Annotated in this window: 12 protein-coding genes; 5 read left to right on the forward strand and 7 right to left on the reverse strand. The window is 72.8% G+C overall.

The annotated features are described in order from the left end of the window. Positions 1-4 precede the first annotated feature (4 nt). Entirely contained in the window at positions 5-1,018 is a 1,014-nt protein-coding gene (locus SFY69_01490; protein MDX2130708.1) for an NAD(P)-dependent alcohol dehydrogenase, read from the reverse strand. Between the two features lie 129 nt (positions 1,019-1,147). Here SFY69_01490 and SFY69_01495 point away from each other — a divergent pair, with 129 nt between their 5' ends. Then, entirely contained in the window at positions 1,148-2,380 is a 1,233-nt protein-coding gene (locus SFY69_01495) for a cystathionine gamma-synthase (protein MDX2130709.1), read from the forward strand. Positions 2,381-2,387: 7 nt separating this feature from the next. Here SFY69_01495 and SFY69_01500 read toward each other — a convergent pair whose 3' ends face one another. The 3 genes from SFY69_01500 to coaD are packed head-to-tail and all read right to left on the reverse strand — an operon-like array spanning position 2,388 to position 4,158. Beyond that, complete coding sequence (locus SFY69_01500) at positions 2,388-2,831, reverse strand: HIT family protein (protein ID MDX2130710.1); 444 nt, start codon at positions 2,829-2,831, stop codon at positions 2,388-2,390. A gap of 31 nt (positions 2,832-2,862) precedes the next feature. Continuing rightward, on the reverse strand, positions 2,863-3,570 hold the full coding sequence (locus tag SFY69_01505) for an MBL fold metallo-hydrolase (protein ID MDX2130711.1): 708 nt from the start codon (positions 3,568-3,570) through the stop codon (positions 2,863-2,865). 24 nt (positions 3,571-3,594) lie between these two features. After that, on the reverse strand, positions 3,595-4,158 hold the full coding sequence (gene coaD / locus SFY69_01510) for a pantetheine-phosphate adenylyltransferase (protein MDX2130712.1): 564 nt from the start codon (positions 4,156-4,158) through the stop codon (positions 3,595-3,597). Between the two features lie 240 nt (positions 4,159-4,398). Between coaD and SFY69_01515 the strand changes: the two genes are divergently transcribed. After that, on the forward strand, positions 4,399-7,059 hold the full coding sequence (locus tag SFY69_01515) for a glycosyltransferase (GenBank protein MDX2130713.1): 2,661 nt from the start codon (positions 4,399-4,401) through the stop codon (positions 7,057-7,059). Between the two features lie 34 nt (positions 7,060-7,093). Here SFY69_01515 and SFY69_01520 read toward each other — a convergent pair whose 3' ends face one another. Next, positions 7,094-9,541 carry a ComEC/Rec2 family competence protein gene (locus tag SFY69_01520; GenBank protein MDX2130714.1) on the reverse strand — a complete coding sequence of 816 codons (2,448 nt, stop codon included), beginning with the start codon at positions 9,539-9,541 and terminating at the stop codon, positions 7,094-7,096. 211 nt (positions 9,542-9,752) lie between these two features. Next, a complete protein-coding gene (locus SFY69_01525; protein ID MDX2130715.1) occupies positions 9,753-10,805 on the reverse strand; it encodes a prepilin-type N-terminal cleavage/methylation domain-containing protein in 1,053 nt (350 codons plus the stop codon). A 189-nt stretch (positions 10,806-10,994) separates the two neighbouring features. On the opposite strand from SFY69_01525, the gene SFY69_01530 reads away from it, so the two are divergent. Beyond that, positions 10,995-12,194, forward strand: a complete 1,200-nt coding sequence (locus SFY69_01530; protein ID MDX2130716.1) for a Sua5/YciO/YrdC/YwlC family protein — start codon at positions 10,995-10,997, stop codon at positions 12,192-12,194. Next, positions 12,191-12,655, forward strand: coding sequence for a ribose 5-phosphate isomerase B (gene rpiB / locus SFY69_01535; protein ID MDX2130717.1), 465 nt, complete (start codon positions 12,191-12,193; stop codon positions 12,653-12,655). Before SFY69_01530 ends, rpiB begins: the two co-directional genes overlap by 4 nt. Before the next feature lie 28 nt (positions 12,656-12,683). Here rpiB and SFY69_01540 read toward each other — a convergent pair whose 3' ends face one another. Next, positions 12,684-14,750 (reverse strand): hypothetical protein, encoded by a 2,067-nt coding sequence (locus SFY69_01540; protein MDX2130718.1) that lies wholly within the window; start codon positions 14,748-14,750, stop codon positions 12,684-12,686. 128 nt (positions 14,751-14,878) lie between these two features. On the opposite strand from SFY69_01540, the gene SFY69_01545 reads away from it, so the two are divergent. After that, positions 14,879-16,132: an NAD-dependent epimerase/dehydratase family protein gene (locus SFY69_01545; GenBank protein ID MDX2130719.1), complete on the forward strand. Its 1,254-nt coding sequence runs from the start codon at positions 14,879-14,881 to the stop codon at positions 16,130-16,132. Positions 16,133-16,261 lie beyond the last annotated feature (129 nt).

Consider the following 16,261-nt stretch of genomic DNA (forward strand, 5'->3'; position numbering starts at 1 on the left):
GCGATCAGCCCAGGTCGTTGTCGAGGATCAGGCGGTAGCGCGCCTTGCCGGCGTGCAGGTGCTCGAACGCCTTGTTCGCGTCGCGCATCTTGAATCGTTCGTTCACGACGCGCACCTTGTGGCGGGCGGCGAACTCGAGCATCTGCGCGGTGGTCGCGGGGCTGCCCAGGGGCGTGCCGCTGATCTGCTTCTGCCCGGCGATGAGCGCGAACGCGGGCACGGGGATGGGCTCCAGCACCGCCCCGACCATGTGCATGCGTCCGCGCGGGGCGAGCACGTCGAGGTACGCCTGCCAGTTGAGCGTGACGTTCGCCGTCACGAGCAGGAAATCGATGGTGCCCTTGTTGGCGGCCAGGTCCGCGTCGGAGCGCGAGTCGACCGCGCGGTGCGCGCCCAGGTCCATCGCTTCCTTCTGCTTGGCGCCCGTCGAGGTGAACGCGACGACCTCGCACCCCCACTTGTTGAGGAACTGCAGCGCGAGGTGCCCGAGCCCGCCGATGCCGACGACGCCCACCCGGTCGGTCGGCTTCACGCCGAACTGCACGATGGGGTTGAAGACCGTGATCCCGCCGCAGAACAGCGGGCCGGCGCTCGCCGCGTCCAGCCCCTCGGGAATCGCGATCGCCCACTCCGCGCCGCAGCGCACGCGCGAGGCGAACCCGCCCATCCGCCCGACGATCGTCTGCTCGCCGGTCGGGCACAGGTTGTGATTGCCCGTCATGCACTGGCGGCAGTGCATGCAGCTCTGCGCGAACCACCCGAGCCCGACGCGCTGGCCGGGCCTGACGGTCTTCACCTGGCTCCCCACCGCCGCCACGCGCCCGACGACCTCGTGCCCGGGCACGAACGGGTACGCCGTCATCCCCCACTCGTTGTCGCGCATCGACAGGTCGCTGTGGCAGATGCCGCAGTGCTCGACGGCGATCTCGACCTGGTCGGGGCGCAGCTCGCCCAGCTCGATGTCCCGCAGATGCAGCGTTCCCTTGGGCGCGTCGGCAACCATCGCGGCGGTCTTCATGCGTCGGGCTCCTGTGGGCTCGGCGTGCGCGGCACGCCGCCGGGTAGACAGTACCCCCGCCCGGGGCCGAAGCCACCGGGCCCCCGACGCGCCGGGCGCTCTACCCTGCACCTTCACGGAGTCCTCACGATGCCCCACGAACCCGCCGGCACGCACCGCTTCGGCACGACCTGCATCCACGCGGGCCAGGCCCCGGACCCCACCACCGGCGCGATCATGACGCCCGTGTACATGACGTCCACTTACGTCCAGTCCTCGCCGGGCGTGGTGAAGGACGACTACGACTACGCGCGCTCCAAGAACCCCACCCGGGCCGCCCTCGAAGCCAACCTCGCGGCGTTGGAAGGCGCCGCGCACGCGTTCACGTTCTCCAGCGGGCTCGCCGCCATGGACTGCGTGCTGCACCAGTTCCGCCAGGGCGACCACGTCGTGCTCTCCGACGACGTCTACGGCGGCACGTTCCGCCAGCTCGACAAGGTCTTCCGCCACCACGGGTTCGAGACCACCCGCGTCGACATGACCAACGCCGATCAGTTCCGCCACGCCCTGCGCCCCCAGACGCGCCTGGTGTGGCTCGAAACCCCCAGCAACCCGATGCTCAAGGTCATCGACATCGCGGGCCTGCGCCGGATCGTCGACGAGTGGGCGAAGCAGTCGTCCGCCGCGGGGGGCGTGCGCGCCACCGCGCTGGGGCCGCTGGGCACGCCGCTGGACACGCCCGTCCTGCTCGTCGACAACACCTTCGCGTCGCCCTACCTGCAGAACCCGCTGGCGCACGGGGCCCACGTCGTGATGCACTCGTGCACGAAGTACATCGGCGGGCACAGCGACCTCGTCGCCGGGGCGCTGTGCACGAGCGACCCGATCCTGGCGGCGCGCCTCAAGTTCACGCAGAACGCCGTCGGCGCCGTGCCGGGCGCGATGGATTGCTTCCTCATGCTCCGCAGCACCAAGACGCTGCACGTGCGCATGCAGCGCCACTGCGAGAACGCGATGGCGATCGCCCGCTGGCTGGCGGCCCACCCGCGCGTCGAGCACGTCATCTACCCGGGGCTCGAGAACCACCCGCAGCACGCGCTCGCCAAGCGCCAGATGCGGGCGTTCGGCGGGATGATCTCGTGCGTCGTCAAGGGCGGGCTCGACGCTTCGCGCCGCATGCTCGAACGCGTCCACCTGTTCTCGCTCGCCGAGTCGCTGGGCGGGGTCGAGAGCCTCATCGAGCACCCCGCCATCATGACCCACGCCAGCATCCCCGCCGACGCGCGCCAGGCCCTGGGAATCGCCGACGGGCTCGTGCGCCTCTCGGTGGGCATCGAGGACGCCGACGACCTCATCGCCGATCTCGACCGCGCGCTCGCGTAGGCGACGCCTACACGCCCGCCAGCGCCACGCGCAGGCGCAGCGCCAGCGCCGCCCGGGCCGCGTCGTCCATGTCGCCCCGCAGCCGCGCCGCGTCCCACCCCCACACCGGGCTGCGCGGGTCGGGGTCGTCCGCGTGGCGCGGGATCACGTGCCAGTGCACGTGCGCCACCTGGTTGCCGAGGCACTCGTAGTTGATCCGGGGCGGGCCGCCCCCCGCACCAGCGCCCGCGAACACGACGCGGATCGCCCGCGCGACGCGCGCCACCTCGCCGAAGACCTCGCGCTGCGCATCGAGCGAGAGTTCGTCCAGGTGCTCGACATGCTCGCGCAGCACCAGCACGCACCAGCCGCGGCATCCCTGGTTCTCGCCCAGCACCACCTCGCAGCGATCCAGCGTCGCAATGCGGAAAGACTCGTCGCGCGTCGGCCGCTCGCAGAGGGGGCAGGTCATGCGGGAAGGGTACAGCGAGGAAGCCCTCTCCTCAGAACGGCCTCTTCGTGGGGTTCACCACGATGTTGTCCCGTCCGGGGATCAGCAGGTCCGCGACCTCGATGGCTTCCTCGAAGCTCGCCCGGGCCGCGTCCACGTCCGCCGCCGGCGAGGGCACCTTGCCCATCTCGAGGTGCTCGATCGTCGGCACGGCGTCGCCGCACACGAGCGTCGCGTGGCGCTCGCCCTCGACGAGCAACCCGCACATGCCGTGCGTCACGCCCGGGAGCGGGAACAGCGACAGTCGCTCGCCGAGTGTCTCGTCGTCGGGCGCCTTGCAGCGCTGCAGGAGCGCGACCTCACGCCGCAGAAACTCCATCACGCCCTCGTCACGCTCGCCCGCGCCCTCGACGCCCTCGCCCGAGGCCATCTGGCGCAGGCGCGACGCGAGGGCGACGCCGACGCTCTCGCGCTCCTGGCCCGAGATCCACCACGCCGCGTCGGCGAAGGCCTCGAGCCCCCGCCGCGCATCGGGGTGAAAACTGGTGAGGAAGACGTCGGTGATGTCGGAGGGGCCGATGCCCGCGCGTTCGCCCAGGCGCGCCACCAGGGCCGGGGCGGGCAGCCCGGGGTCGATCAGGATGCGCCGGTCGCCCCGGGAGATGAGCGTCGTGGTGGCGTGCCCGGTGCGCGCGGGCGCCCGCTCGCCCCGCAGCGGGTGGGCCGCCATCGCGCCGATGCTCACGACCCGCACGTCCATGCGCCCCAACGGTACTCTCCCGCGTCAGCCGTCGGAGACCACGCCCCCGCGGAGGCGTTCGAGCCCCGGGTGTCGGGCGGCCTTCTTGTGCTTGAGCGCCTCGACCACCGACCGCGGGCACATCGACGACAGCGACTTCTCGAGGTCCTCGCCCATCGCCGCGATCTGGCGGATCAGGCTCGACGACGTGTACGCGAAGCTCTGCCCGGCGACGATGAACACCGTCTCCAGCCCCGCGACCTCCCGGTTCGTCACCGCCTGCTGCACCTCGTACTGCAGGTCGCTGAGGTTCCGCACGCCCCGCAGCAACGCCGTCGCGCCGATCTCGCGGGCAAAGTCCACCGTCAGCCCGCCGAAGGGACGCACCTGCACGGGGGCGCCCGCGGGCTCGCTGGCCAGCAGATCGCGCACCAGTCCCTCGACCATGCCGACGCGCTCTTCAAGGCTGAACAGCGGGTCCTTGCCCGGGTTGCGCCCGACGCCCACGACGATCTCGTCGAAGAGGCGGCGTCCGCGCGCCACCACGTCGAGATGGCCGAACGTGACGGGATCAAACGACCCCGGGTAGAGGGCGAGGTGCCTGGTCATGGGGCAACTATATGTAATCCCGGGGTTCACACACCGTTCGGGAACCGTGTGGACCGTATTGCTGTGTTGCGAAGAAATCACTAAGTTGAGCACAGATAGGTACTTGCGCTTGCGTTCGGCTGACGTTGGCGTACGGTTTCAACCGATCTCTACCGCGGACGGACCAAGCAACCGGGGCGCTCGGAGGATGCCGAGGACCCGGCGCGTGGGGGTCTGTGCGTGCCGCGCAGGAGGTGAGGCATGGTGCAGGCGGTCGATCACAACGCGGGCCCGGTGACGCGCATCGACGCGCACTGTCACTCCAGCGCCTCGAGCGGGCCGGTGAACGCGGCCGCGGGCATGATCGGCTGCCCGGAGTGCTACTCACCCCCCGAGAAGGTCTACGACCTTGCCATGGCGCGGGGGATGGACCTGGTCACCCTCACCGACCACGACACGATCGCCGGCGCGCTCGAGCTTGTCGAGCGCGGGTTCGAGCGCGTCGTCGTCGGCGAGGAAGTCACCGTGCACTTCCCCGAGGACGGGTGCAAGCTGCACGTGCTCGTGTGGCTGCTCACCCCGGACCTGCACGAGCAGATCGGCACGCTGGGCCTGCGCGACGACGTCTACGCCTTCGCCGCCTGGCTGCGCGAGAAGAACCTCCCCCACTCCCTCGCCCACCCGCTCTACATCCAGAACCGCAAGCTCACGCTCTGGCACCTGGAGCGCTGCGCCCTGCTCTTCAAGGGGTTCGAGACGCTCAACGGCGCGCACAGCGGCACGCACCGCTCGGGCGTCGAGGCGTTCCTCGCGTCGCTCACGCCCGGCAAGGTCCACCGCCTCATCGAGAAGCACTCCTTGGAGCCCCACTGGGCCCGCATCTGGGAGAAGGCCCGCACCGGCGGCTCCGACGACCACGCCCTGCTCAACGTCGGGCGCGCCTGGACGGGCGTCACCCTCGACGACGCGCGCGAGGCCAACATCCGCCCCGAGTGCGTGGACGCCTCGGGCACCATCGCCGATCCGCGCGAGTTCTTCCGCGCCGTGATGTCGGGGCGCTCGCACGCGGGCGGGGCCGCCGGGCACTCCTCGCTCCTCGCCCACCAGCTCACCACCGTCGCGGCGAACTACAGCGCCCGGCGCCTCGGGGGGCGGTCGGCGCTGTCGCAGGAGGTCGCGGCCCGGGCGCTGCGCTTCGCCGGCATCGACGCGCCCCGTCCCTCCAAGATCCGACTGGGCCTGAGCGTGCTCGCGTCCAAGGTCCGCCGGCGGCGGCGTCCCACCGACCCGCTCGTGCAGGCCCTGTCGAGCTGCGCCCGCGACGTGCTCGCGAACTACCCGGACCTCAAGGCCCGCCTCTCGCCCGAGGGCATCTCGCGCGGGAGCGCGCTCTCCGAGCACGACCGCATGGCCGAGTTCGCGGACGATCTCTACGCCGGCATCCACGCCGTGCTGGGCTCGGGCGCCCTCCGCGCGGTGCGCGAGAAGGACCACAAGCGGATCTTCGATCATGTCGCGTCCTACGCCATGCTCGAACTGAGCCAGCTTCCCTATCTTTTCAGCCTCTTCCACCAGAACAAGGAGCGGGACTTGGTCGAGCAGGTCGAGCACGAGAGCGCCGAGCCGGGCGACGGAACCAGCGTCCTCGAGCGCCCGATGCGGGTCATGCTCTTCACCGACACGCTCGGCGACGTCAACGGCGTGTCGCGCTTCATCCGCAACGTGGCGGCCCGGGCCCAGGCCACCGGGCGGCGGCTCCAGGTCGTCACCTCCACCACCATGCCCCTGGAGAACGCCCCCAACATCACCAACGTGCCCCCGGTCTTCTCCACCGAGATGCCCCGCTACCCGCAGTTGCAGCTCGCCCTGCCCCCGCTCGTGCGCCTGCTCCGCATCGCCGACCGCTTCCAGCCCGACGTCATCCACGTCTCGACGCCCGGCCCCGTCGGCCTCGCGGGCATCATCGCCAGCAAGATGCTCCGCACGCCCGTCGCGGGCGTCTATCACACCGACTTCCCCGCGTACGTCGAGGCGCTCTTCGACGAATCCGCCGGGTACATGTGCGCCCAGGCGATGCGCACCTTCTACGCGCCCTTCGGCGCCGTCTTCACCCGCTCGCACGAGTACTCCGCGTCGCTCCAGCGCCTGGGCATCCCCGAGAGCCGCATCGTCCCGCTCCAGCCGGGCATCATGACCGAGCAGTTCCACCCGCGCTTCCGCGACGAGCGCACGATGCAGGCGCTGGGCTCGCCCGCGGGCTGCGTGCGCGTGCTCTACGTGGGCCGCGTGAGCGTCGAGAAGAACCTCCCCCTGCTCACCCAGGTCTGGAAGGCCGCCGACCGGCGCCTGCGCGACCTGGGGGTCAACGCCGAGCTCGTGGTGATCGGCGACGGCCCGTACCGCGCCGAGATGGAGCGGGCCCTCCGCCCCTGCCGCGCACGCTTCCTGGGCTTCCGCCACGCCGAGGAGCTCAGCCGCCTCTACGCCAGCGGCGACCTCTTCGTCTTCCCCTCCGTCACCGACACGCTCGGCCAGGTCGTCATGGAGGCGCAGTCCTCGGGCATGCCGGTCATCGTGAGCGATCAGGGCGGCCCGCGCGAGGTCGTGCAGGACGGCGTCACGGGCTACGTCCTCTCCCCCGACGCGCCCCGCGCCTGGATCGACCGCATCGTCGCCCTCGCCGAGAACGCCGACACCCGGCGCACCATGGGCGAGGCCGCCCATCTCTCCATGCGGCCATACTCCATGGAACGCAGCTTCGAGCACTACTGGCGCGTGCACGAGCGTGTCTGGCTCGAGCACCTCTCCCGCCGCGGGATCGCGCCGCGCTCGCCCGGGCAGGCCGCCCGCCTCGCCGAGGTCGTCGGGCCCGATGCCTCGCCCGCGACCCCCTCGCGCGAGTTCGACCAGGTCGGCACCTGATCCCCCCGCGCGGTCACGCCCGCGGGCGCGCATCTCAGTCGCGCCGCGTGCGCCACGTGAGCCGTCCGTCGGCGTGGATGTCCACCCGCGACCACCCGCGCTCCGCCGTGCACAGCCACACGCGCCCCTCGCCCGCGCGCACCGCCTCCCAGCGCGGGTCGTTCGCCCGCAGGGGCCCGGTGCTCTGCAGCACCACGCGGGGCGACAGCGCCCCCACGAACTCGATCGACGCCTCCCGCGCCGACCCGTGGTGCGGCACCTCGAGCACGTCGAGCGGGCCGGGCACCACGCCCCGCAGCCGCGCGATCGCGTCGTCCATGATGTCGCCCGTCAGCAGCACGCGCCGCACGCCCCCACGCACCGGCGCTTCGAGCACCGCCACCAGCGAATGGTCGTTGTCCTGCGTCCACGGCGCGTCGGCGGGCGGCGAGAGGACCGTGACCCGTGCCGCGCCGATCGCGAACGTATCGCCCGCGTGCAGCACGAAGACCTCGGCCCCGCCCTCGCGCAGCGCCGCGAGCGCGCCCGACGCGCCCGAGCCGGGCGTGGCGGCCTGGGAAGCGAAGCGCGCCGACACCAGCACGCGCCGCACGCCCAGCGCCGGGGCCTGCTCCGCGCGGGCGTAATGGTCCGCATCGGGGTGCGTCATCGCGAGCGTCCGCACGCGCGACACGCCCAGCGCGGTGCACGCGCGGCCCAGATCGCTCCGCAGCCCCGACCGCACCGGCCCGCCCACGTCCCACAGCATCGCGTCGTCGCCAGAACGCACCAGCATGCTCGTGCCGTCGCCCACGTCGAGCATGTCGATCCGCAGCACCACGTCGCTACGCCCCAGCGGGTTCAGACGGTCGGCGAGCGTCCACTCAACACCCAGCCAGCACAGCACCGCCCCCAGCCCCACCCACCATCGCGCGCGGCGCACGCTCCCCCAGCGCGCGAACGCCAGCACGAACAGCGTGGCGCCCGCGGCCCACGCCGCACTCGTCGGCGGCACGCGCACGCTCGCCCCGGGCAGCGCGTCGAGCACTTCCACCCCCGCGACGACCAGATCGCACAGCCGCGCCAGCACGCCCGACGACCACCCCGCCAGCCCCGGCGCCGCGGCCCCCACCAGCAGCGCCGCGTACCCGCCCCACAGGACCAGCACGATCAGGGGCGTCAGCACCACCGTCGCCGGCACCGCCGACGGGCTCACCAGCCCGAGCGCGTGCATCAGCACGGGCATCGACACGAGCCAGCACAGCACCCCCGCGCTCACGCTCAGGCGCACCTTCGCGCGCACCACCGCCCACACGCCCAGTTCGCGGGGCGACGACAAGCCGCGCAGCGTGTCGCCCCAGAGCGACGCGTCGAACCGCTCGCCCAGCCAGAGCAGCGTCGCCGTCAGCCCGACGCTCAACTGAAAGCCCAGCGACCACAGGTCCATCGGGCGCCACGCGAGCAGCGCGACCGCCGTCCAGCCCAGGATCGTCAGCCGGTCGTAGCGCCGTCCGAACGACTCGGCGAGCAGCAGCACGAGCACCATCGCCGCCGACCGCAGGATCGGCGACGACGCCGGCACCAGGCACGCGTACCCGACGACCGCGCCCGCGACGAGCAGCGGCTCCAGCCGCCCGCGTTCGCCCGTCAGGCGCACAAAGAGCAGCGTGAGGCCCGCCATCACCGCGAGGTGAAACCCCGAGATCGACAGCGCGTGCGCGAGCCCCACCCGCGCGAACGCGTCGCGGGCCTCGCGCTCGCCCGGGTCGTACTCGCCCAGCAGCAGCCCGCGCAGCAGGAACCGCGCGCGCGGAGAATCACCCGACGCACGATCGACGACGTCCGATGCGCGGGTCCGCGCGCCGTCGAGCGCGCGCAGCCACGCGGAGCGCACCGCGCCCGCCCACCCGCGGCCCCCCGCGTCGGGCTCCACCAGCGTGCCGTCGGTCAGCGTGAGCGTCGCGCGCACCCCGCGCTGCGAGGCGAGCAGGCGCGCGTCGTCGTCGCCCGGGTTGCGGGGCGGGGGAATCGCACGCAGCACGCCCGTCAGCCGCACGCGATCGCCCGCGCGCACCGCCGGCCTCTCCTGCCCGCCCGCGCGGACCCGCACGCGCCCCCGCGCCGCACGATCGCCCGCGTCGGACACCAGCGCGTCGGCGTCGAGATCAAAAACCCAGCGGGGCGATTCCGACCGAAATCGCGCCAGCGGCGCATCGGGCGGCGGAAGTTCGCGCGCCGACGTCGTCGCGACGCCCGCGAGCGTCACGATCGCGCCGCCCGCGGGCGGGTCGAGCGCGCCGATCGGGCGCTCGAGCACGCGGACGGTGAACCACCCGCCCCCGAGCAGCACGAGCGCCAGGCACAGCCCGATCCGTGTCGCCGCCGCGCGGGGGACGGCCGCCGCCGCCGCGCACGCGAGCGAACCGGTGAGCCAGGCCCACGAGGGCGCGTCGAGCCCGGCGTGCGCGAGCGCGATGCCGGCGCCGACGCACAGAAACGACATCGCGGCGCGCCGGCGCGCGTGCACGAGTGTTGCCCCCTGAGTCCCCGCGTCGCCCACGACACCACACTACCCGGGCGTGGCGCGGCGCGCAGGCGTCGCCCGCCCCTTCGACGCGCACAAAAACAAAAAGGGCCCGGTCAAACCGGGCCCGCGAACTCGATGCGACACTCTAGCAGCACCGACGCGCCGCGTCGATGTCAACAGCGCGCGGTCACGACCCGCCCTGGATCACGTCGTCGAAGCGCTCGACGACATCGATCGAGCGCGCGTTCCCGCTGCTGTCGGTGTGCGTGGTGCCCGGGAGCGGGCCGGCCTTGAAGTTCAGGCCGTAGTACAGCGTCCCGTTGATCGCGAGCTTCCCGCCGGCGTCGGCGCGGCTCAGGTACACGCCGTCGACGCCCGCGGACTGCACGACGAACGACCCGCGCGGGGCCGCCGGCAGGTAGTCGGTGATCTGCGGGTTCGGGTTGGAGTTCGGGAGCGGCGTCGTGGGGTTGCCGAGCATGCCCACGAGCGATTCCGAGCGCGTCGTGATGTTTGACGCGAGCAGGCTGCCCTTCGCCGCGTTGCCCTGGTCCACGCGCTTGTCGCCGACGAACACGCCGTTGGTGAGGAACGCGGCGTTGGAGTTCCAGTAGAACCGGGCCGGACGCTGGTTGAGCGCCCACGCGTCGCGCGCGAAGTCCGTCGACTGCGTCGCGCCGCCCGAGGCCATGTTGTCGGCCATCCACACCAGGATCGGCGTGCCGAATGCGTCGACCAGTTCGGGGATGAGCGCGTGCTCGGGCACGCCCGCGCGGTCGCCCCCGTCGACCTGGTTCTGCTTCTTGAAGTACCGCGCGCTGGGCGAGAAGTACGACGACTCCGCGCCCGTGCCGATGAGGCTGGGGTCGACCCGCACCTGGCGGGCCGTGTCGTTCATGGGCCCGATGAGCGACGTGCCCGGCCCGGTCGTGGAGACGATCCCGCCCCCGAGATCGAGCATGATGTTCTGCGACTGCGAGAACCCGCGCGTCGCGTTGTCGGCCAGGCCCATCTCCGCCTGCGAGAAGTACCCGGGCAGGCGCTTCTTGTCGAGCTGGAAGGCCTGCATCGCCTGCGTGAGCTGGGCGACCAGGTTGCGCGTGTCCTGCTTCTTCGACGCGTCGCGCACGCGCCCCAGCGCGGGCACGATCAGCGAGATGACCAGCACGATGATGGCGATCACCACGAGCAGCTCGATGAGGCTGAACCCGGCGCGCGCCCGCCTGCCTGCGATCCGCATTGCTTCCACTCCCAAAAGTTCAGCCCGCCCCGAAGTCCCCGCGCTGCGACCGCAGCGGTCCTCGACCGAGTTCTGTTCGCCGAGAACACCCGTCCTGTTGCCGAGCTTCCGAACCCCCATCCATGATAGCCCCCGCCGCGCCCGCGCCCGACCGTTCCCGAGCGTCCCGGCACCGATCACGCTCCGAACATGCCCGACATCCCGCGGTTGATCCCGCCCCGCCGCGCCCTGACAATGCTCGTGATGAGCAACGCCCCCGAGGTCGCACGCCGCGACACCGCCGCCGACGCCGCGACGGTGCTCGGGGGCGGCGGGCTCGCCATCTTCCCGACCGAGACCGCCTACGCGATCGCGTCGCGCGCCGCACCGGGCCCGCTCGCGTCCCTCGCGGCGCTCATCCGCGCCCACGCCCCCGACGCCTCGCCCGCGCCATTCACCTGGCACGCCCCGGACGTCGCCCGCGTGCTCGACACCTTCCGCCCGCAGAGCCCGCTGCACCGGCACGCGGTGCAGCGCCTGTTCCCCGGGCCGTTCCGCCTCGTGCTCGAACTCCCCGACCCGCGCGCCCGCGACGCGCGCCGCGCGCTGGGCGTCGAGCCGGGCGCGCTCGACGACGCCGGCGCCTTCGGTGTACGCGTGCCCGACCATGAGGCCGCCCGCTCCGTGCTGGCCGACGTCGCCGGGCCCGTGGTCGCCGTCCGGGCCGACGGGCTGTCCTTCGGCGACGGACGCACCATCGACGCCGACGCCGAGCGGCGTGCGCGCGACGCGGGCGTCGGCGCGATCGTCCGCGAGGGCGCCTCCCCCAGCGGGCGCGGGTCCACCACCGTGCGCCTCACGATCGACGGCGGTTGGACGCACGAGGGCGGGGGCCTGCACGACGAGCGGGGCGTGCGCCGGCTGCTCGAACGCACGATCCTGTTCGTCTGCACGGGCAACACCTGCCGCAGCCCGATGGCCGAGGCCATCGCGCGCCACCTCCTGATGGAGCGCGCCCCGCTCCCGCCCGGGCAGCAGCCGATCCCGACGGTGGTCCGCTCGGCGGGCCTGGCGGCCCAGGACGGCGCGCCGATGACCCCCGAGGCCGCCGACGCGCTGCGAGAGATGGGCATCGACCCCGCACGCCACCACTCGCGCGCCCTGACCGCCGACGCGGCCCGGCACGCCGACCTCGTCTTCACCATGACCCGGTCGCACCTGCGCGCACTCGAGCGCGACTACCCGGGCCCGCAGGCGTTCCTCCTCGACCCCGAGGGCCGGGACGTGCCCGACCCGATCGGCGGCCCGCCGGAGGTCTACCGTGAGACCGCCCGTCGCCTGCGGGCGATTCTCGAGCGGCGCCTGGACGACCTTCGCCGGTCGGACCAGGCCGAAGGAGCCACCCCGTGAAGATCGTGCTCGGCGCCGACCATCGAGGCCATTCCAGCGTGCGTCAACTGCAGGAGAAACTCGCGCGCGAGGGACACCAGGTCGACCTCGTCGGCGACTGCTCCGGCACGCCCTGCGACTACCCCGAGCGCGCCTGGCAGATCGGACGCGCCGTCGCCGACGGGCGCGCGGACGTGGGCATCCTCGTCTGCGGCACGGGCATCGGCATGGCCATCGCCGCCAACAAGATCAAGGGCGTCCGCGCCGCCGTCGTGCACGACGAGATCACCGCCCAACTGAGCCGCAGCCACAACAACGCCAACGTCCTGTGCCTCTCGGCCGACCTGCTGGGCCAGCGCCTCATCGAGAAGATCGCCGACGTCTGGCTCGCGACGAGCTTCGAGGGCGGGCGCCACGCCCGGCGCATCCGCAAGATCCTCGCCATGGAAGAGGGCAAGGACCCCGCGACCATCAGCGAGTAACCCGCCCGCCGAGTCGGGCGATTCGCCCCTACCGCCCCCACTGCTCGGCGGGTGCCCTGAGCAGCCGGTCGAGTTCGTCTTTTTCGGCCTGGCTGGGCAGGCGCTCGCGGATGTCGCGCAGCACGTTCATCGCCTCGTTCACGCCCACGCCCCGCTCCCACGCGTGCGCCAAGAGCATGGCGTCGCGCACGCCCTGGAAGGCGCGCACGTTCGACTTCAGCACGCTCAGCAGCCCGTCCTCGGGGCGCGCCTCCAGCAGCGGGGTGGCGCTCAGCCAGAGCGCGTCGCGCAGGATCGGGTCGCGCTGGCGCGTCGGGCTCATCCGCGCGAACACCCGCCACACCGACTGCGTGAACCCCGCGCGGAAGAAGGGCAGCACCAGCAACTCCGCAACCTCGGGCGAGATGGCGTCGGGGTTCTGCTCCAGCAGCGTGGCGCCGAGGCGTGCCACGTCCGCGTCGCGCCCCGCGAGCATCAGGGCGCGGATCGCCGACGCGTACCGCGCGCCCGTCAGGTCGTCGCGCAGCGTGCCGAGCACGTCGGCCTCGCCGGGGAGCGCCCCTCTCTCGCCGCGGGGCGCGGGCGGGCCCAGCGTGTACAGCGGGTCGCCCAGGATCGTGATCTTCCACCACGGCGCGCCGTCGAGCCGCGCCGCCACGCCGAACGGCGCCCCGGCCCGCAACCGCCCCGCGAGCGCGGGCGTCGGCACGAACCCGCCCAGGTAGGGCTCGTGCACCGACCCAGCGTAGACGAACACGCCCCGCTCCAGCCAGCGCCCGCCCAGCCGATCTCGGTTGGCCGCGGCGGTCGCCGACCACGAGTGCACGATCGCCGCCGCCGCGGGAACATCGAGCACGGGAACATCGCCCGGCAGGCACCGCCCGGTGTGCACCTCGAAGAAATCGTCGTTGCCCTTGGTGTTCACCATCACCAGCCCGCCCGACACCGGGCGCGCTGCCCGGATGCGCCAGTCCCACGACGTCGTGCGGGGCGAGTCGAGCACCTCGGCCCGCAGCCCCCCCTCGCGCAGGATCTCCGCCGCCTGCGTGCAGTCGTACTTCGCCCACGCCCCCTCGTTCGGGTAGCCGTCGAACAGCCACGCGTCCTGCGGCTGCAAGAACAGCGCGCACATCGCCCGGTACACCGACACCGGCGCCGTGCCGAACGCGTGCCCGCCCCACGCCCAGCGCGCCCCGGGCGTCGCCGCCGGGCCCAGCCGCCCCACCCGGTCGCTCATCGCGAGCAGTTCCTTGCCCGTGTCGTACCGATTGGGCGAGTTCATCGCGATCGTCACGCCCTCGAGATCGTCCCCCAGCCCCCGCCACGACCACCCGCTCGTCTCCGCGACGCGCTCGCTCGCGCGGAGCAGGATCTCCGTCTCGGGCGCGCCGATCGTCGCGTCGAAGCCCTGGCGCATCGGCACGAAGCCCACGGCCTGCCCGCGCCCCGCCGCCAACGCCAGCCCGCCCGCCCACGCCGGGTCTTCCACGTTCATCAGCACGATGCCCGGGGGCGTGTGCCCGATTCCCCGCCAATGCGCCAGCAGCGCGTCCTCGCCGATCATGCTCCCCGGCGCGCCCTCGGGCACATCCCACGCCCGCGCCACGCCGTCGGTCACGCTCGCGATCGTCGTCTTCGCGAACGACGCCCCGTCGTACGTGCCGCCCGCGTCTCCCGCGGCGTTCCACCGCACCACGCGCGCCGGGCGGAACGCACGCGCGAACCGCGCGATGTTCTCCATCCCCTCCAGCGTCCCGTCATCGATCAGCACCGGGAACCGCGCCGTGGGCGACCACTCGCCGATCGCCCGCGTGTACGACCCCGCGTCGCGCACCAGCACCAGCACGTCGCCCACCGTCGCCGCCCGGCGCGTGGCGTCGACCCGTCGCCCGATGCGCACCTGCGCGGGCTCGTCGGCCGGGGCCGCCTGCCCGCCGGGCACAGGCGGCAGCGGGATCGGGTTCACCACCGGCGCCGGCGTCGGGCTCGCCGGTGGTGCAGCCCCCTGCGCCCACGCCGCGCACGCAACCCATGCCAGCGCGCCCTGGACAATCGCCTGCCCAACCGCCCCCAGCAGCCGCGGAAGTCGTGCCATGGCCAGAGCGTACGGGCCCCGCGCCGATTTCCGTGACGGACGCCCTGGGGAAGCGCATCCACGTGCCCCATCGGCGCGGACGGGGCGGCGTCCGGGCCATTCGCCCGTTCCGCCCATCGAGCCCTGTCATGCATCACACCCGCCGTGAGTTCATCAAGGTCTCGCTCGCCTCGTCCGCCGCCCTGGCGCTCACCCCCACCCTGCTCGCGGGCGTCGAGCGGCGCAAGCGCCTGCGGATCCTCATCCTCGGGGGCACGGGCTTCCTGGGCCCGGCCATCGTCGAGGACGCCCTCAAGCGCGGGCACGAACTCACGCTCTTCAACCGCGGCAAGCGCGAGAAGACCAAGGGCACCTCCTTCGACGACGTCACCAAGCTCTACGGCAACCGCGACCCCAACAAGCACGCCGAAGACCCCAAGCCCGAGGGCCCCAAGGGCCTCGAACAGATCGAAGCCGCCGTCAAAGCCGGCACGAAGTGGGACGCCGTCATCGACACCAGCGGCTACGTCCCCCGCATCGTCAAGGCCTCCGCCGAACTCCTCGCCCCCGCCGCTTCGCACTACGCCTTCGTCTCCACGCTCTCCGTCTACGCCAAGAACGACACCCCCGGCATGGGCGAAGACGCCCCGCTCGGCACGCTCGCCGACCCCACCGTCGAGACCATGGGCGCGCAGTTCGAGAACTACGGCCCGCTGAAGGCCCTGTGCGAGCAGGCCGCCGAGGCCGCCATGCCCGGGCGCACGCTCAACGTCCGCCCCGGGTACATCGTCGGCGTGCGCGACGACACCGACCGCTTCAGCTACTGGCCCGTGCGCACCAGCCAGGGGGGCGAGATGCTCGTCCCAGGATCGCCCGACGACCCCGTGCAGTTCATCGACGTCCGCGACCTCGCCGCGTTCATCCTGAACGCCGTCGAGCGGAAGGTCACCGGCCCGATCAACGTCTGCGGGCCGGTCGGCGGCACCACCTGGGGCGCGCTCATCGACGCCTGCGAGCAGAGCGTGCGTCGCATGCACCGCGAGGGTGCAACGAAGGTCTGGATCCCCGCCGACTTCCTCGCGACGCAGGAACTGGGGCCGGGCATTCTGCCGATCTGGATCCCGCCGGAAGGCGAGTACGCCGGGTTCCACCGGCGCTCGATCGACAAGGCGGTGAAGGCCGGGCTCACCACGCGCCCCGCCGCCGACACGTGCGCCGAGATCCTCGGCTGGTGGCCCGGCGAGATCGAACGCCGCACCCGCGTCACGAAGGAAATGCGCGACGCCGCCATCGCCGAGGGCAAGGAACCGCCGAAGATGTCCGACCCGACGCGCCTGCGCACCGCGCTGCCCGAGGGGCGCGAAGCCGCCGTCATCGCCGCGTGGCGGGAGAAGACCAAGTAGGAGCAGGCGTTCCGCGTTCCGCGTTCGGCATTCGGCATCATCCTCCGCCCACGGGGGAGGTTGCGAGTTCGCGAGCCGGAGGGCACTTCACCCCCTCACATCCTCACCTCTTCACCTCCTCACCTCCTC

Source organism: Planctomycetota bacterium, from assembly GCA_033763975.1.
In the GTDB taxonomy this organism is placed as follows: domain Bacteria; phylum Planctomycetota; class Phycisphaerae; order Phycisphaerales; family UBA1924; genus RI-211.